General features: G+C 71.0%; 23 protein-coding genes. 18 read left to right on the top strand and 5 right to left on the bottom strand.

Translation table 11 applies throughout. The annotated features are described in order from the left end of the window. The first annotated feature begins 112 nt into the window (after positions 1-112). From ACO2TI_RS05250 to ACO2TI_RS05260, 3 genes are read left to right on the top strand one after another with little or no spacing between them, the layout of a single operon-like run. Positions 113-1,000, top strand: coding sequence for an amino acid ABC transporter substrate-binding protein (locus ACO2TI_RS05250; RefSeq protein WP_423282460.1), 888 nt, complete (start codon positions 113-115; stop codon positions 998-1,000). A 1-nt stretch (position 1,001) separates the two neighbouring features. Further along, a complete protein-coding gene (locus tag ACO2TI_RS05255) occupies positions 1,002-1,724 on the top strand; it encodes an aspartate/glutamate racemase family protein (protein ID WP_423282461.1) in 723 nt (240 codons plus the stop codon). Between the two features lie 5 nt (positions 1,725-1,729). Continuing rightward, the gene (locus ACO2TI_RS05260) at positions 1,730-3,010 is read left to right on the top strand and encodes a D-amino acid dehydrogenase (RefSeq protein WP_423282463.1); all 1,281 of its coding nucleotides are present in this window, start codon (positions 1,730-1,732) and stop codon (positions 3,008-3,010) included. 9 nt (positions 3,011-3,019) lie between these two features. On the opposite strand, the gene ACO2TI_RS05265 is transcribed toward ACO2TI_RS05260, so the two are convergent. The 3 genes from ACO2TI_RS05265 to ACO2TI_RS05275 all read right to left on the bottom strand — a co-directional run bounded on the left by ACO2TI_RS05265 (position 3,020) and on the right by ACO2TI_RS05275 (position 7,526). Further along, complete coding sequence (locus ACO2TI_RS05265; RefSeq protein WP_423282464.1) at positions 3,020-3,910, bottom strand: LysR family transcriptional regulator; 891 nt, start codon at positions 3,908-3,910, stop codon at positions 3,020-3,022. 84 nt (positions 3,911-3,994) lie between these two features. After that, positions 3,995-5,533 carry an FAD-dependent oxidoreductase gene (locus ACO2TI_RS05270; RefSeq protein ID WP_423282465.1) on the bottom strand — a complete coding sequence of 513 codons (1,539 nt, stop codon included), beginning with the start codon at positions 5,531-5,533 and terminating at the stop codon, positions 3,995-3,997. Between the two features lie 187 nt (positions 5,534-5,720). Then, positions 5,721-7,526: a sigma 54-interacting transcriptional regulator gene (locus ACO2TI_RS05275; protein WP_423282466.1), complete on the bottom strand. Its 1,806-nt coding sequence runs from the start codon at positions 7,524-7,526 to the stop codon at positions 5,721-5,723. A gap of 285 nt (positions 7,527-7,811) precedes the next feature. Here ACO2TI_RS05275 and ACO2TI_RS05280 point away from each other — a divergent pair, with 285 nt between their 5' ends. The 7 genes from ACO2TI_RS05280 to ACO2TI_RS05310 all read left to right on the top strand — a co-directional run bounded on the left by ACO2TI_RS05280 (position 7,812) and on the right by ACO2TI_RS05310 (position 17,681). Next, complete coding sequence (locus ACO2TI_RS05280) at positions 7,812-9,290, top strand: benzaldehyde dehydrogenase (RefSeq protein ID WP_423282468.1); 1,479 nt, start codon at positions 7,812-7,814, stop codon at positions 9,288-9,290. Between the two features lie 16 nt (positions 9,291-9,306). Then, entirely contained in the window at positions 9,307-10,074 is a 768-nt protein-coding gene (locus ACO2TI_RS05285) for a coniferyl-alcohol dehydrogenase (protein ID WP_423282469.1), read from the top strand. Positions 10,075-10,145: 71 nt separating this feature from the next. Next, entirely contained in the window at positions 10,146-11,882 is a 1,737-nt protein-coding gene (locus tag ACO2TI_RS05290) for a DUF1302 domain-containing protein (RefSeq protein WP_423282471.1), read from the top strand. A 25-nt stretch (positions 11,883-11,907) separates the two neighbouring features. Continuing rightward, entirely contained in the window at positions 11,908-13,257 is a 1,350-nt protein-coding gene (locus tag ACO2TI_RS05295) for a DUF1329 domain-containing protein (protein WP_423282473.1), read from the top strand. Further along, complete coding sequence (locus tag ACO2TI_RS05300; protein WP_423282474.1) at positions 13,254-14,282, top strand: YCF48-related protein; 1,029 nt, start codon at positions 13,254-13,256, stop codon at positions 14,280-14,282. Before ACO2TI_RS05295 ends, ACO2TI_RS05300 begins: the two co-directional genes overlap by 4 nt. 7 nt (positions 14,283-14,289) lie before the next feature. Next, the gene (locus ACO2TI_RS05305; RefSeq protein WP_423282476.1) at positions 14,290-16,710 is read left to right on the top strand and encodes an efflux RND transporter permease subunit; all 2,421 of its coding nucleotides are present in this window, start codon (positions 14,290-14,292) and stop codon (positions 16,708-16,710) included. Between the two features lie 20 nt (positions 16,711-16,730). Further along, positions 16,731-17,681 carry an alpha/beta hydrolase gene (locus ACO2TI_RS05310; protein ID WP_423282477.1) on the top strand — a complete coding sequence of 317 codons (951 nt, stop codon included), beginning with the start codon at positions 16,731-16,733 and terminating at the stop codon, positions 17,679-17,681. 38 nt (positions 17,682-17,719) lie between these two features. Here the strand turns inward: ACO2TI_RS05310 and ACO2TI_RS05315 are convergent, their stop codons facing one another. Then, on the bottom strand, positions 17,720-18,169 hold the full coding sequence (locus tag ACO2TI_RS05315; RefSeq protein ID WP_423282479.1) for an Lrp/AsnC family transcriptional regulator: 450 nt from the start codon (positions 18,167-18,169) through the stop codon (positions 17,720-17,722). A 134-nt stretch (positions 18,170-18,303) separates the two neighbouring features. On the opposite strand from ACO2TI_RS05315, the gene ACO2TI_RS05320 reads away from it, so the two are divergent. Next, positions 18,304-18,846, top strand: coding sequence for an RBBP9/YdeN family alpha/beta hydrolase (locus ACO2TI_RS05320; protein ID WP_423282481.1), 543 nt, complete (start codon positions 18,304-18,306; stop codon positions 18,844-18,846). 217 nt (positions 18,847-19,063) lie between these two features. Here the strand turns inward: ACO2TI_RS05320 and ACO2TI_RS05325 are convergent, their stop codons facing one another. Next, on the bottom strand, positions 19,064-19,993 hold the full coding sequence (locus tag ACO2TI_RS05325) for a LysR family transcriptional regulator (protein ID WP_423282482.1): 930 nt from the start codon (positions 19,991-19,993) through the stop codon (positions 19,064-19,066). A gap of 104 nt (positions 19,994-20,097) precedes the next feature. Between ACO2TI_RS05325 and ACO2TI_RS05330 the strand changes: the two genes are divergently transcribed. The 7 genes from ACO2TI_RS05330 (at position 20,098) to ACO2TI_RS05360 (ending at position 26,210) form a co-directional block, all read left to right on the top strand. Further along, on the top strand, positions 20,098-21,084 hold the full coding sequence (locus ACO2TI_RS05330) for a 2Fe-2S iron-sulfur cluster-binding protein (RefSeq protein ID WP_423282484.1): 987 nt from the start codon (positions 20,098-20,100) through the stop codon (positions 21,082-21,084). A gap of 13 nt (positions 21,085-21,097) precedes the next feature. After that, the gene (gene gtdA / locus ACO2TI_RS05335; protein ID WP_423282486.1) at positions 21,098-22,156 is read left to right on the top strand and encodes a gentisate 1,2-dioxygenase; all 1,059 of its coding nucleotides are present in this window, start codon (positions 21,098-21,100) and stop codon (positions 22,154-22,156) included. 23 nt (positions 22,157-22,179) lie between these two features. Continuing rightward, positions 22,180-22,872 (top strand): fumarylacetoacetate hydrolase family protein, encoded by a 693-nt coding sequence (locus tag ACO2TI_RS05340; protein WP_423282487.1) that lies wholly within the window; start codon positions 22,180-22,182, stop codon positions 22,870-22,872. Positions 22,873-22,905: 33 nt separating this feature from the next. Next, a complete protein-coding gene (locus ACO2TI_RS05345; protein ID WP_423282488.1) occupies positions 22,906-24,165 on the top strand; it encodes an aromatic ring-hydroxylating dioxygenase subunit alpha in 1,260 nt (419 codons plus the stop codon). Between the two features lie 3 nt (positions 24,166-24,168). Further along, complete coding sequence (locus ACO2TI_RS05350; protein ID WP_423282490.1) at positions 24,169-24,651, top strand: aromatic-ring-hydroxylating dioxygenase subunit beta; 483 nt, start codon at positions 24,169-24,171, stop codon at positions 24,649-24,651. A 10-nt stretch (positions 24,652-24,661) separates the two neighbouring features. Beyond that, positions 24,662-24,979, top strand: a complete 318-nt coding sequence (locus ACO2TI_RS05355) for a non-heme iron oxygenase ferredoxin subunit (protein WP_423282492.1) — start codon at positions 24,662-24,664, stop codon at positions 24,977-24,979. 70 nt (positions 24,980-25,049) lie between these two features. Beyond that, a complete protein-coding gene (locus ACO2TI_RS05360; RefSeq protein WP_423282494.1) occupies positions 25,050-26,210 on the top strand; it encodes an ABC transporter substrate-binding protein in 1,161 nt (386 codons plus the stop codon). Positions 26,211-26,293: the final 83 nt, after the last annotated feature.

The following is a 26,293-nucleotide window of genomic DNA, read 5'->3' on the forward strand; positions in this document are numbered from 1 at the left end:
CGCCCCGCAGGCCATTAGCTGGCCTTATGGCGCTCGCTCCAACTCGAATGGCCGCGTCGCGGGCATGGCGAATAGCATGGCCCCGTCGCCACCCAGCCGGAAAGGATTCCGCATGCGCCACTCGATCCTCGTCGCCTTTGCCGCCGTGGCCGCCGCGTGCGGCAGCGCCGCTCTCGCCCAGACCACGCTCGAGAAGGTCAAGGCCAACGGCAGCATCTCGGTCGCCTACCGCGAGTCGTCGATCCCGTTCTCCTACCTCGGCGCCGACGGCCAGCCCACCGGCTTCGGCTGGGAGATCTGCGGCAAGATCGTCGACGAGGTCAAGAAGGCCACCGGCCGCGCCGACCTCAAGGTCGAGACGCAGGCGGTGACCTCGCAGAACCGCATCCCGCTGATGCAAAACGGCACCATCGACATCGAGTGCGGTTCGACCACCAACAACAGCGAGCGCGCCAAGCAGGTGGCGTTTGCGATCAACTACTTCTACACCGGCACGCGCTTCCTCGTGAAGGCCGGCTCGCCGGTCAAGAGCGTGGCCGACCTCAAGGGCAAGAAGGTCGTCTCGACCACCGGCACCACCAACTACCAGGTGCTGCGCAAGGTCAACGCCGAGCGCGGCCTGGGCTTCGACCTCATCGCCGCGAAGGACCACGCCGACTCGGCGCTGCTGGTCCAGTCCGAGCGCGCCGACGCCTTCGGCATGGACGACATCCTGCTCTACGGCCTGCGCGCCAACGCGACCAACCCGAACGAGCTGGCGATCGTCGGAGAGTCGATCCAGGTCGAGCCCTACGCGATCATGCTGCGCAAGGACGATCCGGCGTTCAAGAAGCTGGTCGACGACACGCTGGTCGCGCTGATCAAGAGTGGGCAGTTCGAAGCGCTCTACAAGAAGTGGTTCCAGTCGCCGATCCCGCCCAAGGGCATCAACCTCAATGCGCCGATGAGCCCGGAGCTGCGCGACAACCTCAAGTTGCTTTCCGACAAGCCCGCGACTTGAGATGCAGCCCGACGTGCGCGGCATCGTCGGCGTGCTCGGCGGCATGGGGCCGGCGGCGACGATCGACTTCATGAACAAGGTGCTGCGCGCGACGCCGGCCGAGTGCGACCAGCAGCACGTGCCGATGGTCGTGAGCTCGATCCCGCAGGTGCCCGACCGCACCGAGGCCTTCCGCGGCGAGGGCGCCTCGCCGCTGGACGCGATGCTGGCCAGCGGCCAGCGCCTCGCCGACGCCGGCGCGCAGTTGATCGTGATGCCGTGCAACACCGCGCACCTGTGGTTCGATGAACTGCAGCGCGCGATCGGCCTGCCGATGCTGCATCTGGTCGAGGCCGCAATCGGCGAGGCCGTTGCGGTCGCGGGTGCGGGCGCGAAGCTCGGCCTCCTGGCCACCGACGCGACGCTGGCTTCGGGCCTCTACGTCAATCGCGGCGCGGCGTCGGTGCGGTGGCTGCTGCCCACGGCCGCCGAGACGCTGGAGCTCGTGATGCCCGGCATCGCCGACGTGAAGGCCGGCCGGCTCGAAGCGGGGGCCGAGCGCTTGCTGCAAGCCGCGCAGGCGCTGCAGCGGCGCGGCGCCGAGGTGCTGGTCCTCGGCTGCACCGAGATCCCGCTGGTGCTCGATGCCGCCAACGCGCCGCTGCCGGTGATCGACGCGACCGGCGCGCTGGCGCGCCGCGCGGTCGCGTGGTCGCTCGCGCAACGCGGCTCGCTGCACGACTGATGCCCATGAACGGTCGAGTGCCGCCGGCGCAAGCGCGCCGCGTCTGCGTCGTCGGCGCGGGCATCGTCGGCTGCGCGACCGCCTACGCGCTGGCGCGCGAAGGCTGGGACGTCACGCTGGTCGACGCGCTCGCCGCGCCCGGCCAGGGCACCAGCCTCGCCAACGGCGCGCAGCTGAGCTACAGCTACGTCGAGCCGCTGGCCACGCCGGCCGCGCTGCGCGCGCTGCCGGGCTGGCTGCTCTCATCCGACGGGCCGCTGCGCTGGCGTCCGCGGCCCGATCTGGCGCACCTGCGCTGGCTGATGGCCTTCGTGCTCGCATGCCGCACATCGCAGGTGCGGCGCACGACGGCGGCGCTGCTCGCGCTGTCGTCGCTCAGCCGCGCGACGCTGCACCGCTGGCTCGACGAGCTGCCGCACGTCGCGCGCGCCGCGGGCCATGCGCGGCCCGGCAAGCTCGTGATCTACCGCAAGCCCGAGCTGCGCCCGGGCGTCGAGCGCCAGCTCGCCTGGCAGCGCGAGCTGGGCTGCCGGCAAAGCCTCGTCGACGAGGCCGAGTGCCTGCGCCTCGAGCCGGCGCTCGCGGCCGCGCGGCGCGAGCGCATCGCCTTCGGCGTCTGGACCGAGGACGAAGAGGTGATCGACACCGCCGTGCTCGCGCGCGCGCTGGCCGGCGCGAGCCGCGCGCGGCTCTTGCTGAACCATCGCGTCACCGGCCTCGTGCGCGAGGGCGGCAGGATCCGCGGACTCACGCTCGACGGCGCCTGCCGCGAGATCGCGGCCGACCACGTCGTGCTGGCCGCCGGCAGCGCGATGACCGCACTGCTCGCGCCGCTGCGCCTCGCGCTGCCGATCGAACCGATCAAGGGCTACAGCGTCACGCTGCCGATCGTGAACGCGAGCGCCGCGCCGCGCGCCAGCATCACCGACCAGTCGCGCAAGATGGTGTTCGCGCGGCTGGGCGAGAAGCTGCGCGTGGCCGGCTTCGCCGAACTGGTGGGGCAGGACCTGCGCGTCGACGGCCAGCGCATCGAGGCGCTGTGCGAGGCGGCGCGCGCGCTCTTTCCCGAGGCCTGCGATACCGCGCAGCCGCAGCCCTGGGCGGGCCTGCGCCCGGCCACGCCGAGCGGGCGCCCGCTGGTCGGCGCACTCGGCTTCGACAACCTGTGGGTGCATGCGGGGCATGGCGCGCTGGGGCTCACGCTCGCACCGGGCAGTGCGGCGCTGCTGGCGCAGTTGATGGCGGGGGCGCCGGCGGCGGTGGACGCCGAGCTGTTCCGCCCCTGAGTCCCTCGCTCAGGTCGCGCCGCCGGTCACCTTCCGAAACGCCGCAATGAAATCCGCCACCGGCTTCGGCGACCGCAGCCCTTGCGGCAGCAGCGCCTTCACCTCCACCGGCACCTCCGGCAGCAGCGCGCGCACATGCAGCGCCTCGCGCCGCCCGGCCTGCGCGGTGAACGAATCGATGATCGCCGGGCCGAAGCCGCGTTCGGCCAGGACCATCGCGATGTGGTGGGTCTGCACGGTGATGCCGGGCGGCGGCGCGATGCCCAGGCGCGTCCACTGGTCGGCCACCATCGCGCCGAGCGGGTCGCGCTCGTCGATGCGGATGAAGGGCTCGCGCAGCACGTCGTCGAGCGCCACCGTTGCGCGGCGGTCGGCCGCGCCGTCGCCGGCGCGCGAGACGCACACCAGCCGCCCGACCGCCACGCGCTCCTCGTGCAGCGCCGGATGCAGCAGGCTGCCGTAGACGATGCCAACGTCGCCTTCCTGCAGCGCGATCGCGCGCGCGATCTCGGCCGAATGCAGGCTGCGGATCGACACCGGCAAATCGGGGTAGCGCTTGCGAAACAGCTGCAGCGCGTCGGGTAGCGTGCTGACGGCCAGCGAGGGCACCACGAGCACGCGCAGCTCGCTGCCTTCGCCGTGGCCCAGCGCCGCGGCGATGCGCCGCACCGACTCGAGCTGCGACATCAGCCGCTGCACCTCGGGATAGAGGGCCTGGCCCTCGTGCGTGGGCACGAGCCGGTTGCGCTGCCGCGTGAAGAGCGCGTAGCCGAGCTGCAGCTCGGCATGCTGCAGCGCCTGCGTCACCGCCGGCTGCGTCACGTGCAGCAGCCGCGCTGCGCCGCTCACCGTGCCGGTGAGCATCACCGCGTTGAACACCTCGATGTGCTTGAGCCGCATCGTCCATCCGATCCTGGTGGGTCGGGGGCGATGCTAGTGGGAACGGGCGGGAACGGGCGGCCGCCGCGTTCTGCGGCACGGCCCTCAGCGCGACGCCGCGGCCTGCTCCATCGCCACCTCGGCCTTCAGGCTCTCGATGTCGCGCCAGATCGACGCGACCGCCAGGACGCGCCCCGCCTGCTTGTAGCGCAGCGTGCAGGCGCGCGCGGCGATGTCGCCTTCGATCGCGATCTCATCCCACTGCTCGGCGTGGCCCACGACGTTGATCGACACGTCGTAGTGCTGGCTCCAGAAGAAGGGCACGGCGTCGAACCGCTCTTGCCCGCCGAGCATGTTGAGCGCGGCGGTCTGGCCCTGGCGCTGCGCGACGACCCAGTGCTCGACGCGGATCGCCGCGCCGCTGTGCGGGTCGGGCCAGCGCGCGATGTCGCCGGCGGCGAAGACGCCCGGCGCGCTGGTCTGCAGGCAGGCATCGACCACGACGCCGCGATCGACCGCGAGCCCGGCCTGCTCGGCCAGCGCCAGGCGCGGGCGCACGCCGACGCCGACCACCACCAGCTCGGCCGGCAGGCGGGTGCCGCTCTTGAGCACGACTTGCGTGGCGTCGATCGCGCTGGCGGTGTCGCCGAGATGGAAGACCACGCCGTGCTCCACGTGCAGCCGGCGCACGAAGTCGCCCATCTCCGGGCCCAGCACGCGCTCCATCGGCCGCTGCTCCGGCGCCACGACATGCACCTCGAGGCCGCGCGCGCGCAGCGATGCGGCGACTTCGAGTCCGATGAAGCTCGCGCCCATCACGACGGCGCGGCGCGCAGCGGCCGCGCGCGCAATGATGGCCCGGCTGTCGGCCAGGCTGCGCAGCGTGTGCACGTGCGGCAGGTCCATGCCGGGGATCGGCAGGCGCACGGCTTGCGCACCGGTGGCCAGCAGCAGCCGGTCGTAGCCCAGCCGGCTGCCGTCGGCGAGCACGAGCTCGCGCGCGCCCACGTCGATACGGTCGGCGGCGGTCTTCAGCCGCAGATCGATGCCTTGCTCGGCGTAGTAGCCGTCCTCGCGCAGCGGGATCCAGTCCTCGGACGCGTTGCCGGCCAGATAGTCCTTGGAGAGATTGGGCCGGTCGACGGGCGCGGCCTCGTCGTCGCTGAGCATCACGATGCTGCCTTGGTAGCGCATGCGCCGCAGCATCTCGGCCGCGGCAAAACCGGCCGCGCCGCCGCCGACGATCACCACATTGCGCGGCAAGCCGGCCGAGGGGATGGCGCGTTGTGTCGATGGCGCGGTCCGCTTGCCGAGCACGACGACCTTGCCGTCGCGCACCGCGGTGGACCAGCAGTCCACCGGTGCCAGCGCCGGCGCGCGCAAGGCCTCGCCGGTGCGCAGGCTGAAGCAGGCGTGGTGCCATGGGCAGCGCACCGTGTCGCCGACCAGCAGGCCTTCGGCGAGCGGGCCGTGGTAGTGGCTGCACTGGGCGCCGATCGCGAGGAACTCGTCGCCGCGGCGCGCCAGCAGCACGGGCTCCTCGCCCACCCGGCCGGCCAGCATCGCGCCGTCGGCAAGCGCGTCGACGGCGATGCCCTGCGCGAGATCAGGGACCGGGGCGTCGTGGGACGAGGCATCGCTCATGTCGACCTCCGCTGCGTACGTCCGTCACGGGCCTGCCGTGACAGGCGGGTTTCGTGCAGTGTGCGCGCGGCGCCGCGCAGCGATGCGGCTTGCCCCTGGTGCCCATGCAGGTTCCCTGCGGGCGGGCGGGCCCGCTCGCGCCGGCCGGGTGCGACGAGGCCGGGTCGTTCCCTGTGACTGCTCGAGGCTACGACCCCGCCTTGAGCCGATAGGCCAGCTGCGCGCGCGTGAGGCCGAGCATGCGCGCCGCGGCCGACAGGTTGCCGCCGGCGCGCGCCACTGCCTCGTCCATCAGCCGGCGCTCGATCGCCGCCAGCGACAGCGAACGCTCGCCCGGCTCGCACAGGCGGTCCAGCAAGGCATCGGACGCGGGCGGCGCGGGCGCTTCGACCTGGGCCTCGCCGTCGGCCAGCGCGCCGGCCGCGTCGAGCGAGTACGTCGCGCCTTGGACCTGCTCGCGGCGCAGCAGGTGGGCCACGTCGATCACGCCGTCGTCGTCGGCGCTGATCACGCCGCGCTCGACCAGGTTCTGCAGCTCGCGGATGTTGCCGGGGAAGTCGTAGTTCAAGAGCGTCTTCACCGCGCGCGCGGTGTAGCCGCGCACCTGCCGGCCGTGCAGGCGCGCGTAGCGGTGCATGAAGAAATTCATCAGCAGCGGGATGTCCTCGCGGCGCTCGCGCAGCGGCGGCAGGTGGATCGGGAACACCGCGAGGCGAAAGTACAGGTCCTCGCGAAAGCGCCCCGCCTGCACCTCGGCCTGCAGGTCCACGTTGGTGGCCGCGACCACGCGCACGTCGACCTTGATCGGTCGGCTGCCGCCCACGCGCTCGATCTCGCCTTCCTGCAAGGCGCGCAGCAGCTTGCCCTGGCCCACCAGGCTCAGCGTGCCGATCTCGTCGAGGAACAGCGTGCCGCCGTGGGCGCGCTCGAAGCGCCCCGCGCGCGACGCCACTGCGCCGGTGTAGGCGCCGCGCTCCACGCCGAACAGCTCGGTCTCCATCAGCGTCTCGGGCATCGCCGCGCAGTTGAGCGCGACGAAGGGCTGCTCCTTGCGTGCGCTGATGCGGTGAAGCATCGACGCGAACAGCTCCTTGCCGACGCCGGACTCGCCGGTGAACAGCACCGTCGCGCGCGTGGGCGCCACGCGCGAGAGCATGTGGCAGGCCGACTTGAAGGCCGACGAGACGCCGACCATGCCGTGCTCGCTCGCCGCGTCTTCATCGCTGGGCGATGCCGCGCCGCCCAGCACCGCGGGGATGCTGACGGTCTTCGCGGCGCCGAAGGCCTGCGGGCTCAGGAACTCCTGCGCGTTGAGGTAGCGCAGGTCCTCGCTGACGTCGCCCCAGGCGTCGGCGGTCTTGCCGATCACGCGGCAGATCGACGCGCCCGTCGAGCGGCACTCGACCTCGCGAAAGATCACCGGCATGCCGAGCATGCCGGTCACATAGCCCATCGCGTAGCCGAGCTGGGTCCAGCAGGCCGGCTCGGTGCCGATGCCGTAGGCCTCGATGTGCTCGTCGTCCTCGCTGGAGTGGTGCCACAGGAACTCGCCGTGGTAGGTGCCGCGCTCGACGTCGAACTCGAACTCCACCGGCTCGACCTTCACCACGCCTTCGAGCGCGTGCAGCCGCGGGCCGGCCATGAAGGTCGACAGCGGGTCGGCGTCGGGCCAGCGCTGGCGCACCAGCTGCGCGTCGCGCGCGCCCGACTTGTAGCCCGAGCGCGTGAGCAGGCCGCGCGCGCGCTCGAGCCCGACGCTGTCGATCAGCTCGCGGCGCAGCGTTCCGAGCGCCGAGGTGTGCATCAGCACCATGCGCTGGTCGTTGAGCCAGATGCGGCCGTCGCCGGGCGAGAAGAACAGGCACTCGGTGAGGTCGGCGAGCCGCGGGTGGTCGGTCTGCGCGAGCGGCGAGGGCTCGCCGCGGCGCATCAGCGCGCCGGTGGTGCGCGAAACCTCGGCCAGCGAGATGCGGGAAGCGGGAGCGGACTTCATCGGCGACGGCCCAGGTGCTGATTTGATGAGGCAACAGGCGCGCAGTGTGGCGAGCGCTTGATCAATTCATCAAGTCCCTCCTCTGGAAAACACCAGGGCCGCATGGGCGCACAGCGCACGCCGCGCGGCCCCGGGAAAACACCGAAGGCCTCCATGAAAAACCGGCCCTCGGGCCGCGCTTCGAGCGAGCCGTGCGCACGGCCGGCACGGCGGTTGAGATCACTGGTGGGCATCGGCCGCAGAACTGCCGATTTGAGCAAGCGCATCAGACCGAGAGGAGACCCGATGGGCGCACCCGAGAACACGAAGCTCCTGCAGCCTGCCCTGTGGCAGGGGCGCATCCACGACGGCGGCGAATGGCGCGTGCCGGCCGGCGGCAGCCGCGACGTGATCGAGCCGGCCACCGGCAACGTGCTCACGCGCACCGGCGTGGCCGATGCCGAGGACATGCGCGGCGCGATCGGCCGCGCGGCCGCCGCGCAGCCGGCCTGGGCCGCGCTCGGCCCGCGCGAGCGCGCGGCGGTGTTCCATCGCGCCGCGGCCTTGCTGCAGCAGCAGTTCGACGAGCTGGCGCTCGCCGTCACGCGCGAGACCGGCGGCATCCTACCCAAGGGCCAGCACGAGGTGCGCGAGGCGATCACGCTGTGCCAGCTTGCTGCCGCGCTGCCGATGCAGGCGCAAGGCCAGGTGCTGCCCAGCGTGCCGGGGCGGCTGAGCATCGCGCGGCGCGTGCCGCACGGCGTGGTCGGCGTGATCTCGCCGTTCAACTTTCCGCTCATCCTCGGGCTGCGCTCGGTGGCGCCGGCGCTGGCGCTGGGCAACGCGGTGGTGCTCAAGCCCGACACGCGCACGCCGGTCAGCGGCGGCTTCCTGATGGCGCGCCTGTTCGAGGCCGCGGGCCTGCCGGCCGGCGTGCTGCAGGTGCTGCCGGGCGATGCGCCGGCCGGCGAGGCGCTCGTCAGCGACGTGCGCGTGCCGATGATCGCCTTCACCGGTTCGCCGGCCGTGGGCCGGCGCATCGGCGAGCTCGCGGGCCGGCACTTGAAGAAGGTCTCGCTCGAGCTGGGCGGCGCGAACTCGCTGATCATCCTCGACGACGCCGACCCCGACCTCGCCGCCAGCAACGCGGCCTGGGGCGCGTGGCTGCACCAGGGCCAGATCTGCATGGCCGCGAACCGCATCCTGGTGCACGAGTCGCTGATGCCGGCCATCAAGCAGCGCCTGGTTGCCAAGGCCCGGCAGCTGCCGGTGGGTGATGGCGCGAGCGGCCAGGTCGCGCTCGGCCCGATGATCGACGCGAAGCAGCTGCAGCGCCTGCACGCCATCGTGCAAGACAGCATCGCCGCCGGCGCCACGCTCGAGGCCGGCGGCAGCCACGAGAAGCTCTTCTACCAGCCGACCGTGCTGTCGGGCGTGAAGCCGGGCATGCGCTGCTTCGACGAAGAGTGCTTCGGCCCGGTGGCCAACCTCATCAGCTTTCGCAGCGACGACGAGGCGGTCGCGCTCGCCAACGACAGCGAGGGCGGCCTCGCCGCCGCGGTGATCGGCGCCTCGGTCGGCCGCGCGATGGCGATCGGCCAGCGGCTGCGCGCGGGCATGGTCCACATCAACGACCAGACCGTCAACGACGAGTGCACCAACCCCTTCGGCGGGCCCGGCATCGGCGGCAACGGAGGCAGCGTCGGCGGGCCGGCCGACATCGAGGAGTACACGCAGTGGCAGTGGCTGACCGTGAAGGACACGCCGCCGCAGTTCCCGTTCTGATCCAGGAAAGCCATCGATGAACCTCGCCGACAAGACCATCGTCGTCACCGGCTGCTGCTCCGGCATCGGCAGCGACTTCGCCAAGCTCGCGCGCCTGCAGGGCGCGCGCGTGATCGGCCTCGACCGCGCCGACGCGACGCTCACGCTGGACGGCTTCGTGAAGGCCGACCTCGCCGACCCGGCGTCGATCGACGCCGCGCTCGCCGCGCTGCCCGAGCGCATCGACGCGCTGGCCAACATCGCCGGCGTGCCGGGCACCGCGCCGGTGGCCGCCGTCGCGCGCGTCAACTACCTCGGCCTGCGCCACCTCACGCAGCGCGTGCTGCCGCGCATGCCGGCGGGCGGCGCGATCGTCAACGTCTCGTCCATCCTCGGCGCCGAATGGCCGCAGCGGCTCGATCGACACAAGGCGCTGGCCGCGATCGAGGGCTTCGCCGAAGGCGAGCAATGGCTGCGCGACTTCCCGGTGCCGCAGGCGAGCTGCTACCAGTACTTCAAGGAAGCGCTGATCGTCTGGACGCTGACGCAGTCGCAGAAGCTCTTCATGGCGCGCGGCGTGCGCATGAACTGCGTCGCGCCGGGGCCGGTGTTCACGCCCATCCTCGGCGACTTCGTCTCGATGCTCGGCGAGGAGCGCGTGCAGAAGGACGCGGTGCGCATGAAGCGGCCGGCCTTCAGCGACGAGGTCGCGCCGGTCATCGCCTTCCTGTGCAGCGACGCGTCGCGCTGGATCAGCGGCGTCAACCTGCCGGTCGACGGAGGGCTCGCATCGACCTACGTCTGACGCCGCCCTTGCGCTCTTGAGCCGGCCCACCGAAGGCCGGCCTGACGACACCACCACTCGAGGAGACAAACATGGTTCACCAGCGCCACATCGTGGCGTGGGCGGTCGCGCTCGCGCTGCCCGCCGCCCACGCGATCGACATCGACACGCCCGACCCGGACTGGAGGCTGCGGCTCGACCTGACGCCCAAGTACAGCGCCGGCTATCGCCTGAAGAACCCGTCGGCCGCGCTCACGCGGCTGGACGTGGCCGCCGATCCCGGCACCGTCAACGAGGACGACGGCGACCACAACTTCAACAAGGGCCTGATCTCGAGCCGCTTCGACCTGCTGGCCGAGATGGACCTCACCGCGCCGAACTTCGGCGCGCGCATCAGCGCCAACGCCTGGCGCGACGCGGTCTACCTGCGCCGCAACGACTACCGCGGCACCGAGATCTACGCCGCCGGCGCACCCACCGGCACCATCGTCTCCACCGCCAACAACCGCCCCGGCCAGGCGCTCGACGAGTTCCTGCCCGACACGCGGCGCCAGCACGGGCGCGACAGCGAGCTGCTCGACGCCTTCGTCTACGTGAAGGGCGAGGTCGGCGGCATGCCGGGCACCTTGCGCCTGGGCAAGCACACGCTGCAATGGGGCGAGAGCCTGTTCTTCGGCCAGAACGGCATCGCCCATGCGCAAGGCCCGGTCGACGTGGCCAAGATCCTCTCGGTGCCGGGCTGGCAGTTCAAGGAAGTGCTGCTGCCGGTCGAGCAGGTCTCGGGATCGCTGCAACTCGCCGAGGGCCTCTCGCTCGGCGCGTACTACCAGTTCAAGTGGCGCCCGAGCAAGATCCCCGGCGTCGGCAGCTACTTCTCGAACCAGGACTACGTCGGCACCGGCGTCGTCAACTTCGGCGTCGACGGCAGCGGCAACCCGATCCTGCTGGCCTACGACGCGAGCAAGGACCTGCGTCCCAAGGACTCCGGCCAAGGCGGCGTGCAGCTGCGCTGGAGCCCCACCGGCAGCGACTACGAGTTCGGCTTCTACGCCGCGCAGTACCACGACAAGACGCCCGCGGTGCCGGTGTTCGACTTCGTCAACGGCAACGTGCACCTGGCGTACGCGAAGAACATCCGCACCTTCGGCGCCAGCGTCACCTCGTCGGTCGGCCAGTTGAACTGGGCGCTCGAGGGCTCGGTGCGCAGCAATGCGCCGCTCACCAGCGACCCGGCGGTGCTGGGCCTCGGGCCGATCCTGAGCTGCGGCAACTCGGACAGCGAGCCGTGCTTCGCGGTCGGCCGCACCGCGCACCTGCAGCTCTCGGGCATCTACGTGCTGCAGCCCGGCGCGCTGTGGGGCGGCGGCGCGGTGCTCGGCGAGCTGGCCTACAACCGCCGCCTCAAGGTCACGAAGGACATCTTCGCGATCGGCCCCGACGGCAGCAGCGCCGGCCTGGGCGGGCTGGACCCGAACACGACCAAGGGCGCGTGGGCGTTTCGCATGCTGTTCGAGCCGCAGTACTTCCAGGTGCTGCCGGGTCTCGACCTCTCGCTGCCGATCGGCCTGGGCGTCAACTTCGGCGGGCGCTCGTCCGCGATCTTCAACTACGCGGGCGGCGCCTCCGATGCCGGCGACTACAGCATCGGCGTCAAGGGCAAATACCTCAACGCCTGGAATTTCGGCCTGACCTACACCGACTACTTCGGCAAGGCCAAGACCTTCACCGAGACGCTCGTCGCGGGCGCCGGATCGCCGCGCCAGCTCACGTTCGGCCAGTCGCTCAAGGACCGCGCCTACGTGAGCTTCACCGCGTCGCGCACGTTCTGAACGCATCCCCCACGGAGTCTTCGCCATGCATCACAAGCACATCCTGCCGGCCTTGCTGATCGCCGCCGCACCGTTCGCGCAAGCCGCCGTGTCCGCCGACGAGGCGGCCGCGCTCAAGACCACGCTCACGCCGCTGGGCGCCGAACGGGCCGGCAACAAGGACGGCACGATCCCCGCGTGGGACGGCGGCGCCACCAAGGCGCCGGCCGGCTACAAGCCCGGCGATCCGCGCCCCGACCTGTTCGCCGCCGAGAAGCCGGTGCTGTCGATCAGCGCCAAGAACATGGACCAGCACGCCGCCAAGCTGAGCGACGGCGTGAAGGCGCTGATGAAGAAGTACCCCGACTTCCGCATCGACGTCTACCCGACGCACCGCACGGCCGCCGCGCCGCAATGGGTCTACGACAACACCTTCAAAAACGCCACGCGCGCCAGGCTGGCCGACGGCGGCCACGGCAGCGAGAACGCCTACGGCGGCATTCCCTTCCCGATCCCCAAGGACGGCTACGAGGTGTTCCAGAACCACCGCCTCGCCTGGACCGGCACCTACGTGCAAGCGCCGGTGCGCGTGTGGGTGGTCACCGCCGACGGGCGCCGCGCGATGGCCTCGGGCGGCGTGCAGACCTTTCGCAAGCAGTACTACGACCCCGAGGGCAGCCTCGAGAAGTTCGACGGCTACTACTCGCTCGGCAAGTTCGCCGTCACCGAGCCCGGCTCCAAGGCCGGCGAGGCCATCCTCGCGCACGACCCGCTCAACGCCTCGCTGCCGCGCGGGCTGTGGCAGTACCTGGTGGGCCAGCGCCGCGTGCGCAAGGCGCCCTCGGTGGCCTACGACACGCCCGATTCGGTGACCTCGGGCATCGGCCTGTTCGACGAGGCCTTCATGCTGTTCGGCCCGATCGACAAGCACGAGCTCAAGCTCGTCGGCAAGAAGGAGCTCTACATCCCCTACAACAACAACCGCGCGGCGGCGGCCAAGGTCGCCGACCTGGTGACGCCCAACACGCTGAACCCGGCGCAGGTGCGCTGGGAGCTGCACCGCGTGTGGGAGGTGGAGGCCACGCTCGCCGCCGGCAAGCGCCACGTCGTGCCCAAGCGCAAGTACTACATCGACGAGGACAGCTGGCAGATCGTGCTGTTCGACGGCTGGGACGCCAAGGGCGAGCTCTGGCGCACCAACTTCACGCTGACCCTGCTCGCGCCCGACATCCCGGCGCTGGTGGGCAACATGCTGTGGGGCGGCTACGACCTGCAGACCGGCGCCTACTACCTCAACATGGCCTCGAACGAGCTGCCGGCGCAATACAAGCCGGTGGCGCCGATCTCGCGCTCGTTCTTCAGCCCCGAAGAGCTGGCTAACGAGGGCGCGCGGTGATCCGCGCAGCCATGCTCGCCGGCCTGGCACTGTGGGTCGCGGCAGCGACCGCACAGCCGCCGGCCGTGCTCGCCGAACCTGCGCTGCAGACGCCCAGGGCACTCGGCGCGGCGATGCTCGCCGTCACGCGCGCGGGCTCGCGGCTGGTGGCCGTGGGCGAGCGCGGCATCGTGCTGCTGTCGGACGACGACGGCGCGCACTGGCGCCAGGCGCAGGTGCCGGTGCGCAGCACGCTGACCGCCGTGCGCTTCGTCGATGCGCGCAACGGCTGGGCCGCCGGCCACCTCGGCGTGATCCTGAAGACGGCCGACGGCGGCGCGAGCTGGGCGCTGCAGCTCGACGGCATGCGCGCCGCCGAGCGGCTCGCCGCGTCGCTGCGCGAGGCCGGCAACGCGCGGCTCGCGCAGCGCATGCTCGAAGAAGGGCCGGACAAGCCCTTCTTCGACCTCGACTTCGCGCCCGACGGCCGCAGCGGCTTCGCGGTCGGCGCCTACAACCTCGCGTTCGCCACGCGCGACGGTGGCGCGAGCTGGCAGCCGATCGCCACGCGCCTGCCCAATCCGAAGAGCCTGCACCTGTACGGCGTGCGCATCGTCGGCGGCGCGGTCTACGTGGCAGGCGAGCAAGGCCTGCTGCTGAGGTCCGACGACGCCGGCACGGCCTTCCGAGCGCTCGAGGTGCCCTACAAGGGCAGCTTCTTCGGCCTGCTGGCCGCGCGCTCGGGCACGCTGATCGCGTACGGCCTGCGCGGCAACGCCGTGCGCTCGAGCGACCAGGGCGCGCACTGGGACAAGCTCGCCCTCGGCGCCGCGAGCCTTGCGGCCGGTGGCGAGCTTCCCGACGGCACGCTCGTGCTGCTGGCGCAGACCGGCGAGCGCTTCGAAAGCCGCGACGACGGCCGCAGCTTCGAGCGCCGCGCCGCCACCGAGTCCTTGCCCGCCACCGGCTTTGCACCCGCCTCCGGCACCAGCACGGACCTCGTGCTGGCCAGCCTGCGCGGCATGACGCGCCTTGCCGCGCGCTGATCCGACGATGAACACCGCCTCCACCGCCACGCTCGACGACCAGCCCGTGGTCGCCGACCTGGCTCACTTCGACCATCGCTCCGGCACCTGGGCCGAGCGCGCCTTCTTCAACCACCGCCCCTGGGTGCTGGCGCTGTGCCTCGTGCTCACGCTGCTGCTGGGCTGGCAGGCGACGCGGCTGCAGCTCAACGCCAGCTTCGAGAAGAGCCTGCCGTCGGCGCACCCCTACATCGCCAACTACCTGGCCCACAAGGCCGACCTGGCCGGCCAGGGCAACGCGATGCGCATCGCCGTCGAGCACACGAAGGGCGACATCTTCGATGCGCACTACCTCGAGGTGCTGCAGAAGATCAGCGACGAGGTCTTCCTGCTGCCGGGCGTGGACCGGCCGTTCATGAAATCGCTGTGGACCGCGAACACGCGCTGGGTCGCGGTGACCGAGGACGGCCTGGACGGCAACACCGTGATGGGCGACAGCTACGACGGCAGTGCCGCCGCGCTGGCCGAGGTGCGCGCCAACGTCGAGCGCTCGGGCGAGATCGGCCAGCTCGTCGCGGCCGACTTCAAGTCCAGCATCGTCTTCGTGCCGCTGCTCGAACGCGACCCGCGCACCGGCGAGGCGCTCGACTACGGCGCGCTGTCGCGCCAGGTCGAGGCCTTGCGCGCCAGGTACGAGGGCGATGCGATCCGCATCCACGTCACCGGCTTCGCCAAGGTCGCCGGCGACCTGATCGAAGGGCTGCAGCAGGTGCTGCTGTTCTTCGGCCTCGCGCTGCTGATCTGCGCGGCGGTGCTCTATGGCTACACGCGCTGCGCGCGCAGCATGCTGCTGGTGGTGGCCTGCTCGCTGGTGGCCGTGGTGTGGCAGTTCGGCCTGCTGGCACTGGCCGGCTACGCGCTCGATCCGTACTCGGTGCTGGTGCCGTTCCTCGTGTTCGCGATCGGCATGAGCCACGGCGCGCAGAAGATGAACGGCATCATGCAGGACATCGGCCGCGGCACGCATCGCGTCGTGGCCGCGCGCTACACCTTCCGACGCCTGTTCGTCGCCGGCCTCACGGCGCTGCTGTGCGACGCGGTGGGCTTTGCGGTGCTGGCGCTGATCCGCATCCCGGCGATCCAGGATCTCGCGGTGGTGGCCAGCATCGGCGTCGCGGCGCTGGTGTTCACCAACCTCGTGCTGCTGCCGGTGCTCTTGAGCTACGTCGGCGTGAGCCCCGCGGCCGCGCAGCGCAGCCTGCGCCTGGAGGCGACCGAAGGCGGCGGCGCCCAGCCGCGGCTGTGGCGCCGGCTCGACCGCTTCACGCAGCGCGGCCCGGCGCTGGCGGCGATCGGCGCGGCGCTGCTGCTCGCGCTCGGCGGCTATGCGGTGAGCCGGCACCTGCAGATCGGCGACCTCGACCCCGGCGCGCCCGAGCTGCGTGCCGACTCGCGCTACAACCGCGACAACGACTACATCGTGAGCCACTACGCCGCCGGCTCCGACATCCTGGTCGTGATGGTGGCCACGCCCGAAGACCAGTGCACGCGCTACGCGACGCTGGCCAAGGTCGACCAGCTGTCGTGGCGGCTGCAGCAGCTGCCGGGCGTGGAGTCCACGCAGTCGATGGCCGCGCTCTCCAAGCTCGCGATGGTGGGCTACAACGAGGGCAACCTGAAGTGGTACGAGCTGATCCCCAACGACAGCGCGCTGGGCGGCGTGCAGACGCGCGCGCCGCGCGAGCTGTTCAACCAGGGCTGCTCGTTCCTCTCGCTCTACGTCTACCTGAAGGACCACCGCGCCGAGACCTTGACCAGCGTGGTCGACGAGGTCGAGCGTTTCATCGCCGCCCAGCCGCGCGGCGACGAGCGCTTCATGCTCGCCGCCGGCAGCGCCGGCATCGCCGCGGCGACCAACATCGTCGTGCAGCAGGCCATGCGAGAGATGCTGCTGTGGGTCTACGGCGCGGTGCTGCTGCTGTGCTGGGTGACCTTCCGCTCGTGGCGCGCGGTGCTGGTCGCGGTGCTGCCGCTGGTGCTGACCTCGATCCTGTGCGAGGCGCTGATGGTGGCGCTGGACATGGGCGTCAAGGTCGCGACGCTGCCGGTGATCGCGCTCGGCGTGGGCATCGGCGTCGACTACGCGCTCTACGTGCTCAGCGTGATGCTCGCGCAGCTGCGCGCCGGCGCCACGCTGTCGGCGGCGTATCACCACGCGCTCAAGTTCACCGGCCGCGTGGTGCTGCTGACCGGCATCACGCTCGCGCTGGCGGTCGGCACCTGGGCGCTCTCGCCGATCAAGTTCCAGGCCGACATGGGCATCCTGCTGGCCTTCATGTTCCTCTGGAACATGGCCGGCGCGCTGGTGCTGCTGCCGGCGCTCGCGGTGTTCCTGCTGCGGCCCGCGCCGGCCGCGTCTTCCCCCGAACCGCAGGCGCAGCCCGCCTGAACACCTCACGGAGCGTTCGCATGCTCGACAAGCAACTCGCCGCGCTGGTGGCGCAATCGCAGGCCGCCGGCGTTCCCGACCTGTGCGACCTGCCGCCCGCCGCGTGCCGCGGCCTGTACCGCCAGATCCTCGCCGCGGCCGACGTGCCGCCGGCCGACGTGGCGGTCGCCGACCGGCGCATCGAGCGGCCCGACGCGGACGGCACGCTCGGCCTGCGCATCTACACGCCGCGAGGCCAGGGTCCGCATCCGCTGGTCGTCTACTACCACGGCGGCGGCTTCGTGCTGGGCGACCTCGACGGCTATGACCGCGTCTGCCGCCGGCTGTGCGAGGACAGCGCGGCCGTGATCGTCTCGGTGGACTACCGGCTCGCGCCCGAGCATCCGTTCCCGGCCGCGGTCGACGATGCATGGACCGCGCTCGCGTGGGCCGCGCAGCATGCCGGCGAACTCGGCGCCGACGCGAACCGCCTCGCGGTCGCCGGCGACAGCGCCGGCGGCACGCTGGCCGCGGCGATGACGCTGCTCGCGCGCGAGCGCGGCGCACCGCGCATCGCGCGGCAGGCCCTGGTCTACCCGGCCACCGCGGCCGGCCGCGACGGGCCTTACGACTCGCGCAGCACCTACGCCGCGGGCCCGACGCTGACCGCCCGCAGCATGGACTACTTCACGCGCCACTACTTCGGCCCGAGCGGGCGCGCGCCGGACCTGCGCGGCGCGCCCATCCTGGCCGAGAGCCTGGCCGACCTGCCGCCCGCGTTGTTGCTCGTGGCCCGGCACGACCCGCTGCGCGACGAGGTGATCGCCTACGGCACGCGCCTGCTCGAAGCCGGCACGCCGGCCATCGTGGTCGAGTACCACGGGCTCGCGCACGGCTTCATCAGCATGGCCGGCAGCGTCGACGCGGCGCGGCTGGCGCAGCAGCAGCTGGGGCAGTTCCTGCGGGCGATGGCGTCGACGCGGGACAAGTAGCCGCGCTGCACATTCCCCGCAAGGCCGTGCGCGCCATCTCAGCCGCGCTGCCCCGGCATCGGCACGCGCTTGCGCACCGCTGTCGACAGCACCAGCGAGGTCGTCACCGAGCCGTTCACCGCGAGCGCGTCCACCACGCGCTCGAGGTCGAGCGGCTCGGCGAACGCGCAGCGCACGACGAAGCAGTCCTCGCCAGAGACGCGGTCGGCCTCCAGGACCTCGGGCATCTCCTCGAACAGCTTCAGGTAGCTCTTGATGTGGGCGTGGGTGGTGCGCACGCGGATGATGGCCTGCAGGCCGAGCCCGAGCGAGCGCAGGCTGATGCGCGCGCCGTAGCCCTCGATCACGCCGGCCGCCTCGAGCTTGCGCACGCGCTCGCTCATCGCCGGCTGCGACAGGCCGATGCGCTTGCCTAAAGCGGCCAGGCTCTGGCGGGCGTCCTGCTGGAGCGCGTCGAGGATCTGGAAGTCCTTGCGGTCGAGGTTCATCGCGTCCTTCGCCATGGGCGCGCCGATGACTCATCGGCGCCGGGTCGGCATTTTCGATGGCTTGCCATTCGCAGGCGCGGCCTCGCTCGATAACGTCGCCTGCACCTCGAACCTCGACACGGCACGCGACGAACATGAGCCCGACGATCCTCATCCTTCCCGGCATCGGCAACTCCGGCCCCGCGCACTGGCAGACGCGGTGGGAAGCCGGCGATGCCTCGATGCAGCGCGTGCAGGCGCGCGACTGGGACCGCCCGGACCGCACCGAGTGGGTCGCGGCGCTCGACGCCGCGGTGCAGCGCAGCGGACCGCACACGGTACTGGTCGCGCACAGCCTGGCGTGCCTGCAGGTCGCGCACTGGGCGGCGCAAACGGCTCGCCGCATCCGCGCTGCGCTGCTGGTCGCGGTGCCCGACCCGAGCGGTGCGTCGTTTCCGGCCGAGGCGACCGGCTTCGCGCCGCTGCCGATGCAGCGCTTCGCGTTCCCGAGCATCGTGGTCGCCAGCAGTGACGACCCCTACGGCAGCGTCGACCACGCGCGCGGCTGCGCGCAGGCCTGGGGCAGCCGGCTGGTCGAGATCGGGCCCGCGGGCCACGTCAATGCCGCCAGCGGCCTGGGCGATTGGCCGCAGGGTAGGGCGCTGCTCGATCAATTGCGCCGCCACGTGGGGAGTTGAACGCTCGCCGGTCTGTTTGAGGCCTGGTTTGGGCTGGGCAGCGCGCTCGCGGCAGGCGGTCCCCGGCGTGGGGCGCGTCGCGATTGTTCGAGCGCAGTGAGCGTAGCGAACGAAGCGAGTTGAGCGGCGGGCCACGAGACCGAGGAGCGCAGGGCACCCTCGCGCAGCGAGGGCAAGCACCGAAGCGCAGCCGCCTGAGCGCCCGCGCCCTTGCCTGTCATGCCTGTCTGCCGCCCGCCGGGGCGTCGTCCGCGAACAGCTCGCACACCACGCCGCGCAGCCACTGGTTCGCCGGCGAGCGGTGCGCCTTGGCGTGCCAGAACACGTTGATCGCGACATCCGGCAGCTTGACCGGATGCGGCAGCCAGGCCAGGCCGAACGGCCCGGCCAGCTGCGCGGCCAGCCGTTCGGGCACCGTCGCGACCAGGTCGGTGCCCTGCAGGATGTGGCCCACGCCGACGAAGTGCGGCACCGTGAGACGCACCATGCGCTCCACGCCCGAGCGGCGCAGCAGCTCGTCGACCTTGCCGTGGCCGGTGCCGGCGGCCACCACCACCAGGTGCTCGGCGGCGCGGATGTCCGCGATCGACAGCTTCTTCTTGTCGAGCGCGTGGCCGCGGCGAAAGAGGCACACGTAGCGCTGCCTGAACAGCCGGCGCTGGAAGAAGCCGGCCTTGAGCTGCGGCAAGAGGCCGATCGCGAGGTCGACGCGGCCGGCCTCCATGTCGTCGCGCAGGTTGACGGCGGTGTTGCGCACGGTGCTGAGCGTGATGCCCGGCGCCTCGCGGCTCAGGCGCTCGACCAGCCGCGGCAGGAAGACGATCTCGCCGATGTCGGTCATGCCGATCGTCATCGAGCGCTTCACCTGGGCCGGGTCGAACAGCGCGCGCTGGTTCAGGCCGCTGTGGATCATCGCCAGCGCATAGCCCACCGGCTCGGCCAGCTGCTCGGCGAACGGCGTGGGCACCATGCCCGAGGGCGTGCGGATGAACAGCTCGTCGCCGAACAGCTTGCGCAGCCGGGCCAGCGAGTTGCTCACCGCCGGCTGGGTGAGGCCCAGCACGTCGGCCACCTTGGAGACGCGCCGCTCGACCATCAGGTGATGAAACAGCACGAGCTGGTTCAGGTCGATGTCGCCGAGCTCCACAAGCGTCTCCTCATCACCGGCAGTGATGTTCGTTATTCAGGTAATTCTATTGGCTGAGCATCGATCGCTCGCCAAGATGCAGGCCATCGAAAGAAGCCTGCGACATGGAAGTCCTCGTCCAACCCCTGAACCGCGTCATCCGGGTCGAGCCCGGCGCGACGCTGCTCGAGGCGTTGCAGGCCGCGCAGGTGCCGATGTCCTACTCGTGCATGGCCGGGCGCTGCGGCACCTGCCGCTGCAAGGTCATCGAAGGCGAGGTGCTCGAAGGCAGCAAGGAGCAGCAGCGTCCGCTCGACGCGCGCGACGGCGTCGTCCTGGCCTGCCAGACCTATGTCACCGAGCCCTGCACGATCGAGATTCCCGAGCCGGACGAGATCGTCGTCCACCCGGCGCGCATCGTGAAGGCCACGGTGGTCGCGGTCGAGGACCTGACGCACGACATCAAGAGGCTGCTGCTCAAGCCGGCCAAGCCGCTGGACTTTTCGCCCGGCCAGTACGCGCAGCTGCAGTTCACGCCCGAGCACGTGCGGCCTTACTCGATGGCCGGCCTTTGCGACGACGGCCTGCTCGAGTTCCACGTGCGCCTGGTGCCCGACGGCCGCGTCACCGGCTACATCGCGCGCGATCTCAAGCCCGGCGACGCGGTGCGCGTCAGCGGCCCGCTGGGTTCGGCCTACCTGCGCCGCAAGCACGAGGGGCCGATGCTGTGCGTGGCTGGCGGCACCGGGCTGGCGCCGGTGCTCTCGATCCTGCGCGCCGCGGTGGCGGGCGGCATGCGCAATCCCATCCACCTGTACTTCGGCGTGCGCACGCCGCGCGATGTCTACGGCCTCGCATGGCTCGAAGAGCTCGCGCGCGACCACCCGGGGCTGAAGCTCAACGTCGTCGTCAGCTCGGGCGGCGATGCAGCGACGCAGCGCTGCGGCCTGGTCACCGATGCGATCGAGCAGGACCTCGGCGACCTGGCCGGCTGGCGCGCCTACCTGTGCGGCTCGCCGCCGATGGTGGAGGCGACCACGCTGGTCGCGCGCAAGAAGGGCATCGCGCCCGAGCGCATCTACGCCGACGCGTTCTACACGCAGGGCACCTGAGGAGCACGAGAACATGCACGCCGCCAACCTGCCGCCCGACGCGCTGCGCGAACGCGCAGCCCAGCGCGCCAACTACTACGAGCGCATCGGCACGCGCCACATGACGCCGCTGTGGGAGGTGCTGGGCGCGCTGGTGCCGACGCAGCCGCGCTCGCCGGTGCAGGCCGCGCTGTGGCGCTATGCCGAGCTGCGCGAGCAGGTCATCGAAGCCGGCCGCCTGATCACCGCCGAGGAGGCCGAGCGCCGCGTGCTGATCCTCGAGAACCCGGCCTTGCGCGGGCAGTCGAGCATCACGCAGTCGCTCTACGCCGGCCTGCAGCTGATCCTGCCCGGCGAGGTCGCGCCCGCGCACCGCCACAGCCAGTCGGCGCTGCGCCTGGTGCTCGACGGCGAGGGCGCCTACACCGCGGTCGACGGCGAGCGCACGACGATGCGCCGCGGCGACTTCATCATCACGCCGGCCTGGACCTGGCACGACCACGGCAACCTCGGCGACCAGCCGGTGGTCTGGCTCGACGGGCTCGACATCCCCATCGTGCGCTTCCTCGATGCCGGCTTCGCCGAGAAGAGCGAGCAGCACTCGCAGGTCACGCAGCGACCCGAGGGCGACGCGCTGGCACGCTACGGCGCCAACATGGTGCCGGTCGACTACCAGCCGCGGCCCGCCGAGCCGACGCGCGTGTTCGTCTACCCGTTCGAGCGCACGCGTGCCTCGCTGAAGGCCATTGCCGGCGGCACGCCCGATGCGCACCACGGCCACAAGCTGCGCTACGTGAACCCGGCCACCGGCGCCTCGCCGATGCCCACGATCGGCGCGTTCGCGCAGTGGCTGCCGCGCGGCTTCGAGACCCGGCCTTATCGCTGCACCGACGGCACGGTGGTCGTGTGCCTCGAAGGCGAAGGCGAGGCGAAGGTCGGCGGGCAGACCTGGCGCTTCCAGGAGAACGACATCTTCGTCGTGCCCTCGTGGCACGCCCTGCAGCTGCGCGCCGACCGCGACAGCCTGCTGTTCAGCTTCTCCGACCGCCCGGTGCAGCAGGCGCTCGGCCTGTGGCGCGACGAGCGTCTTTGAACCCATCGATCGAAGGAAGAACCATGAAGCTCGCCGTCGAGGCTCCCCCGCTGTTCACGCTCGCCGTCGCCGGCCGCGAAGAGCGCTTTCCGGTCAACCGCGTGTTCTGCGTCGGCCGCAACTACGCCGCGCATGCGCGCGAGATGGGCAAGGACCCGGACCGCGAGCCGCCGTTCTTCTTCATGAAGCCGGCCGCGGCGGTCGTCGATGCGGCCGATCCGGTGCGCGTGCCGTACCCGCCGCAGACGAAGAACTACCACCACGAGATCGAGCTGGTGGTCGCGATCGGCAAGGGCGGGCGTGACATCGCGGTGGACAAGGCGCTCGAGCACGTCTACGGCTACGCCGTGGGCCTGGACATGACGCGCCGCGACCTGCAGCTCGAGGCGCGCGACAAGGGCCGGCCGTGGGAGTTCGGCAAGTCCTTCGCGCAGTCGGCGCCGATCGGCGCGCTGCACCGCGTGCAGGAGGTGGGCCATCCGGCCGCCGCGGCGATCACGCTGACGGTCAACGGCCAGCCGCGCCAGTCGTCCGACATCGCCAAGCTGATCTGGTCGGTGGCCGAGTCGATCGCGGTGCTGTCGCAGTTCGACGCGCTGGCGCCGGGCGACCTGGTCATGACCGGCACGCCCGAGGGCGTGAACGCGGTGGTCGCCGGTGACGTGATGCGCGGCGCGATCGCCGGACTGGGCGAGATCGAGGTGCGCGTCGGCTGACCCGATTGGCGCGCAACGAGCAAGGAGACCAGCATGACCCAGCCCTCGACCGTGTTCCCGATCAAGCCGCAGTGGGAAAGCGAAGGCACTTCGCGCATCCCCTTCCTCACCTACACCGACGACGAGATCTACCGTCGCGAGCTGGAGCGCTTCTTCTACCGGGGCCACTGGTGCTACGTCGGCCTCGAGGCCGAGGTGCCGAACGCCGGCGACTTCAAGCGCACCGTGGTCGGCGAGCGCTCGGTGATCATGGTGCGTGACGCCGACGGCTCGATCAACGTGATCGAGAACGTCTGCGCGCACCGCGGCATGCGCTTCTGTCGCGAGCGCCACGGCAACCGCAAGGACTTCGTCTGCCCGTACCACCAGTGGAGCTACACGCTCAAGGGTGACCTGCAGGGCGTGCCGTTTCGGCGCGGCGTCAAGCAGGACGGCCAGGTCCACGGCGGCATGCCAGCGGACTTCAAGACCTCGGACCACGGGCTCACGAAGCTGAAGGTCGCCACGCGCGGCGGCGTCGTGTTCGCGTCGTTCGACCACGAGGTCGAGTCGCTCGAGGACTACCTGGGTCCGACGATCCTCGGCTACTTCGATCGCCTGTTCAACGGCCGCCAGCTCAAGATCCTCGGCTACAACCGCCAGCGCATTCCGGGCAACTGGAAGCTGATGCAGGAGAACATCAAGGACCCGTACCACCCGGGCCTCTTGCACACCTGGTTCGTGACCTTCGGGCTCTGGCGCGCCGACAACAAGTCGCAGCTGCGCATGGACGAGCGCCACCGCCACGCCGCGATGATTTCCACGCGCGGCAGTGGCGGCAAGGCCGAGCAGGTGACCCAGGTCTCCAGCTTCAAGGAGACGATGCAGCTCCATGACGCGAGCTTCCTCGACATCGTGCCCGAGCCCTGGTGGAACGGCCCCACCGCGGTGATGACCACCATCTTCCCGAGCGTGATCCTGCAGCAGCAGGTCAACAGCGTCTCGACGCGCCACATCCAGCCCAACGGCCATGGCAGCTTCGATTTCGTCTGGACCCACTTCGGCTTCGAAGACGACAGCGACGAGATGACGCAGCGCCGCCTGCGCCAGGCCAACCTGTTCGGCCCGGCCGGCTTCGTCTCGGCCGACGACGGCGAGGTGATCGAGTTCTCGCAACAGGCTTTCGAGAGCAAGCCCTTCCATCGCACGCTCGCCGAGCTGGGCGGCCGCGAGGTCGAGGACACCGAGCACATGGTGACGGAGACGCTGATCCGCGGCATGTACGAGTACTGGCGCAAGGTCATGGAGGACTGAGCGATGGCCGCGAACATCCGCTTCGAAGACTGGCTCGCGCTGACCCAGCTCTACGCCGACTACGCGAGCGCCGTCGACTCGGGCCACTGGGACCTGTGGCCCGAGTTCTTCACCGACGACTGCGTCTACCGCCTGCAGCCGCGCGAGAACCACGAGCGCGGCTTCCCGCTCGCGACGCTGTCGTTCACCAGCAAGGGCATGCTGAAGGACCGCGTCTACGGCATCAAGGAAACGCTCTTCCACGACCCGTACTACCAGCGCCACGTCGTCGGCGCGCCGGTGATCCGCAAGGCCGAGCCGGGGCGCTTCGAGTGCGAGGCGAACTACGCGGTCGTGCGCACCAAGCTGTCGGAGGCGTCGACGGTGTTCAACGTCGGCCGCTACCTCGACGTGGTCGTGAGCACACCGCAAGGGCTCAAGTTCGCGTCGCGCGAATGCATCTACGACAGCGAAATGATCCCCAACTCCATCATCTATCCCATCTGAGGGCCGCACGATGAGCCAAGACAACTGGGTCGACGCCATCGCGGTCGACGAACTGCCGAGCGACGACGTCAAGGGCGTCGTCGTGGCCGGCCGCGACATTGCCATCTACACCGTCGGCGACGACATCTTCGCGACCGACAACGTCTGCACCCACGGCCAGGCGCGGCTGTGCGACGGTTTTCTCGACGGCCACGAGATCGAGTGCCCGCTGCACCAGGGCAAGTTCGACGTGCGCAACGGCCGCCCGACCTGCGACCCGGTCACCGAGTCGCTGCGCAGCTACCCGGTGAGGATCGAAGGCCAGCGCGTCTTCCTGCAGATCGACTGACATCTTTTCCTGGCCGCCACGCACGGCCACCGCGAGCCACGCAGGCTCGCATCCACACAAGGAGACAAGCATGAAGTTCAACGCATGGCGCGCCGCCGCGCTCGGCACCGCTCTGGCAGGTTCGGCGCTCGCCGCCCAAGCCGTCACCGTCGGCCTGATGGCCCCGCTCTCGGGTCCGCAGGCGCTCGTAGGACAGGACCAGGTCGACGGCTTCTCGCTCGCCGTCGAGCAGCTCGGCGGCAAGCTCGGCGGCCAGCCGCTGACGCTCTTGAAGGAAGACGACCAGCTCAAGCCCGAGATCGGCCAGCAGATCGTGCGCAAGCTGATCGACAAGGACAAGGCCGACGCGATCGTCGGGCTCTCGTTCTCGAACGTGCTGATGGGCAGCCTGCCGCGCCTGGCCGAGTCGGGCGTGGTCGCGCTCGCCACCAACGCCGGGCCGTCGCCGATCGCCGGCGCGCAGTGCAAGGCCAACGTGTTCTCGCTCGCGTGGCAGAACGACGGCGCGGCCGAGGCGATGGGCAAGTTCGCGCAGGACCGCGGCCTCAAGCGCGTGTACCTGATGGCGCCCAACTACCAGGCCGGCAAGGACATGCTGGCCGGCTTCAAGCGCTTCTACAAGGGCCAGGTCATCGACGAGGTCTACACCCAGGTCAACCAGCCCGACTACTCGGCCGAGATCGCGCAGCTGCAGGCCGCCTCGCCCGAAGCGGTGTTCGTGTTCTACCCGGGCGGCATGGGCATCAACTTCGTCAAGCAGATGAGCCAGGCGGGCCTGATGGGCAAGCTGCCGCTGTACTCGGTGTTCACGGTCGACGGCACCACGCTGCCCTCGCTGCGCGAATCGGCGGTCGGCACCGTCAGCGGCGCGATGTACGACGCCGCGCTCGACACGCCGGAGAACAGGAAGTTCGTCGCCGCCTTCGAGGCCAAGTACAAGCGCACGCCCAGCCTCTACGCCGCCACCGGCTACGACGCCGCCCAGCTGCTCGACGCGGCGCTGCGCAAGTCCGGCGGCGACGCGAAGAAGCTCGCCGCGGCGGTCAAGGCGGCCGGCGGCGAGTTCAAGTCGGTGCGCGGGCCGTTTCGCTTCGGCAAGAACAACATGCCGGTGCAGAACTACTACGCCTTCGAGACCGTTCGCGACGGCGGCAAGCTCGCGACCAGGCTGATCGGCACGCCGCTGGCGTCGCACGCCGATCCGTACGCGGCGCAGTGCAATCTGCCCTGAGGAGTACGTCATGAGGTACTTCGCGCGGGCCGAGCGCCGGGCCGCTCCCAAGCCGGCCCGCATCCCCTCGGGGGATCGGCCGA

The sequence above is a fragment of the Caldimonas sp. KR1-144 genome, assembly GCF_049446155.1.
GTDB lineage: Bacteria > Pseudomonadota > Gammaproteobacteria > Burkholderiales > Burkholderiaceae_C > Rivibacter.

Excerpts from the sequence above, each read along its gene's own strand:
- ACO2TI_RS05355 (WP_423282492.1), top strand. The coding sequence starts at position 24,662 with ATGAGCCAAGACAACTGGGTCGACGCCATCGCGGTCGACGAACTGCCG.
- gtdA (WP_423282486.1), top strand. The coding sequence starts at position 21,098 with ATGCACGCCGCCAACCTGCCGCCCGACGCGCTGCGCGAACGCGCAGCC.
- ACO2TI_RS05275 (WP_423282466.1), bottom strand. The coding sequence starts at position 7,526 with ATGAAGTCCGCTCCCGCTTCCCGCATCTCGCTGGCCGAGGTTTCGCGC.
- ACO2TI_RS05315 (WP_423282479.1), bottom strand. The coding sequence starts at position 18,169 with ATGAACCTCGACCGCAAGGACTTCCAGATCCTCGACGCGCTCCAGCAG.
- ACO2TI_RS05305 (WP_423282476.1), top strand. The coding sequence starts at position 14,290 with ATGAACACCGCCTCCACCGCCACGCTCGACGACCAGCCCGTGGTCGCC.
- ACO2TI_RS05340 (WP_423282487.1), top strand. The coding sequence starts at position 22,180 with ATGAAGCTCGCCGTCGAGGCTCCCCCGCTGTTCACGCTCGCCGTCGCC.
- ACO2TI_RS05295 (WP_423282473.1), top strand. The coding sequence starts at position 11,908 with ATGCATCACAAGCACATCCTGCCGGCCTTGCTGATCGCCGCCGCACCG.
- ACO2TI_RS05310 (WP_423282477.1), top strand. The coding sequence starts at position 16,731 with ATGCTCGACAAGCAACTCGCCGCGCTGGTGGCGCAATCGCAGGCCGCC.
- ACO2TI_RS05345 (WP_423282488.1), top strand. The coding sequence starts at position 22,906 with ATGACCCAGCCCTCGACCGTGTTCCCGATCAAGCCGCAGTGGGAAAGC.
- ACO2TI_RS05350 (WP_423282490.1), top strand. The coding sequence starts at position 24,169 with ATGGCCGCGAACATCCGCTTCGAAGACTGGCTCGCGCTGACCCAGCTC.
- ACO2TI_RS05255 (WP_423282461.1), top strand. The coding sequence starts at position 1,002 with ATGCAGCCCGACGTGCGCGGCATCGTCGGCGTGCTCGGCGGCATGGGG.
- ACO2TI_RS05260 (WP_423282463.1), top strand. The coding sequence starts at position 1,730 with ATGAACGGTCGAGTGCCGCCGGCGCAAGCGCGCCGCGTCTGCGTCGTC.
- ACO2TI_RS05250 (WP_423282460.1), top strand. The coding sequence starts at position 113 with ATGCGCCACTCGATCCTCGTCGCCTTTGCCGCCGTGGCCGCCGCGTGC.
- ACO2TI_RS05330 (WP_423282484.1), top strand. The coding sequence starts at position 20,098 with ATGGAAGTCCTCGTCCAACCCCTGAACCGCGTCATCCGGGTCGAGCCC.
- ACO2TI_RS05320 (WP_423282481.1), top strand. The coding sequence starts at position 18,304 with ATGAGCCCGACGATCCTCATCCTTCCCGGCATCGGCAACTCCGGCCCC.
- ACO2TI_RS05265 (WP_423282464.1), bottom strand. The coding sequence starts at position 3,910 with ATGCGGCTCAAGCACATCGAGGTGTTCAACGCGGTGATGCTCACCGGC.
- ACO2TI_RS05290 (WP_423282471.1), top strand. The coding sequence starts at position 10,146 with ATGGTTCACCAGCGCCACATCGTGGCGTGGGCGGTCGCGCTCGCGCTG.
- ACO2TI_RS05360 (WP_423282494.1), top strand. The coding sequence starts at position 25,050 with ATGAAGTTCAACGCATGGCGCGCCGCCGCGCTCGGCACCGCTCTGGCA.
- ACO2TI_RS05270 (WP_423282465.1), bottom strand. The coding sequence starts at position 5,533 with ATGAGCGATGCCTCGTCCCACGACGCCCCGGTCCCTGATCTCGCGCAG.
- ACO2TI_RS05280 (WP_423282468.1), top strand. The coding sequence starts at position 7,812 with ATGGGCGCACCCGAGAACACGAAGCTCCTGCAGCCTGCCCTGTGGCAG.
- ACO2TI_RS05285 (WP_423282469.1), top strand. The coding sequence starts at position 9,307 with ATGAACCTCGCCGACAAGACCATCGTCGTCACCGGCTGCTGCTCCGGC.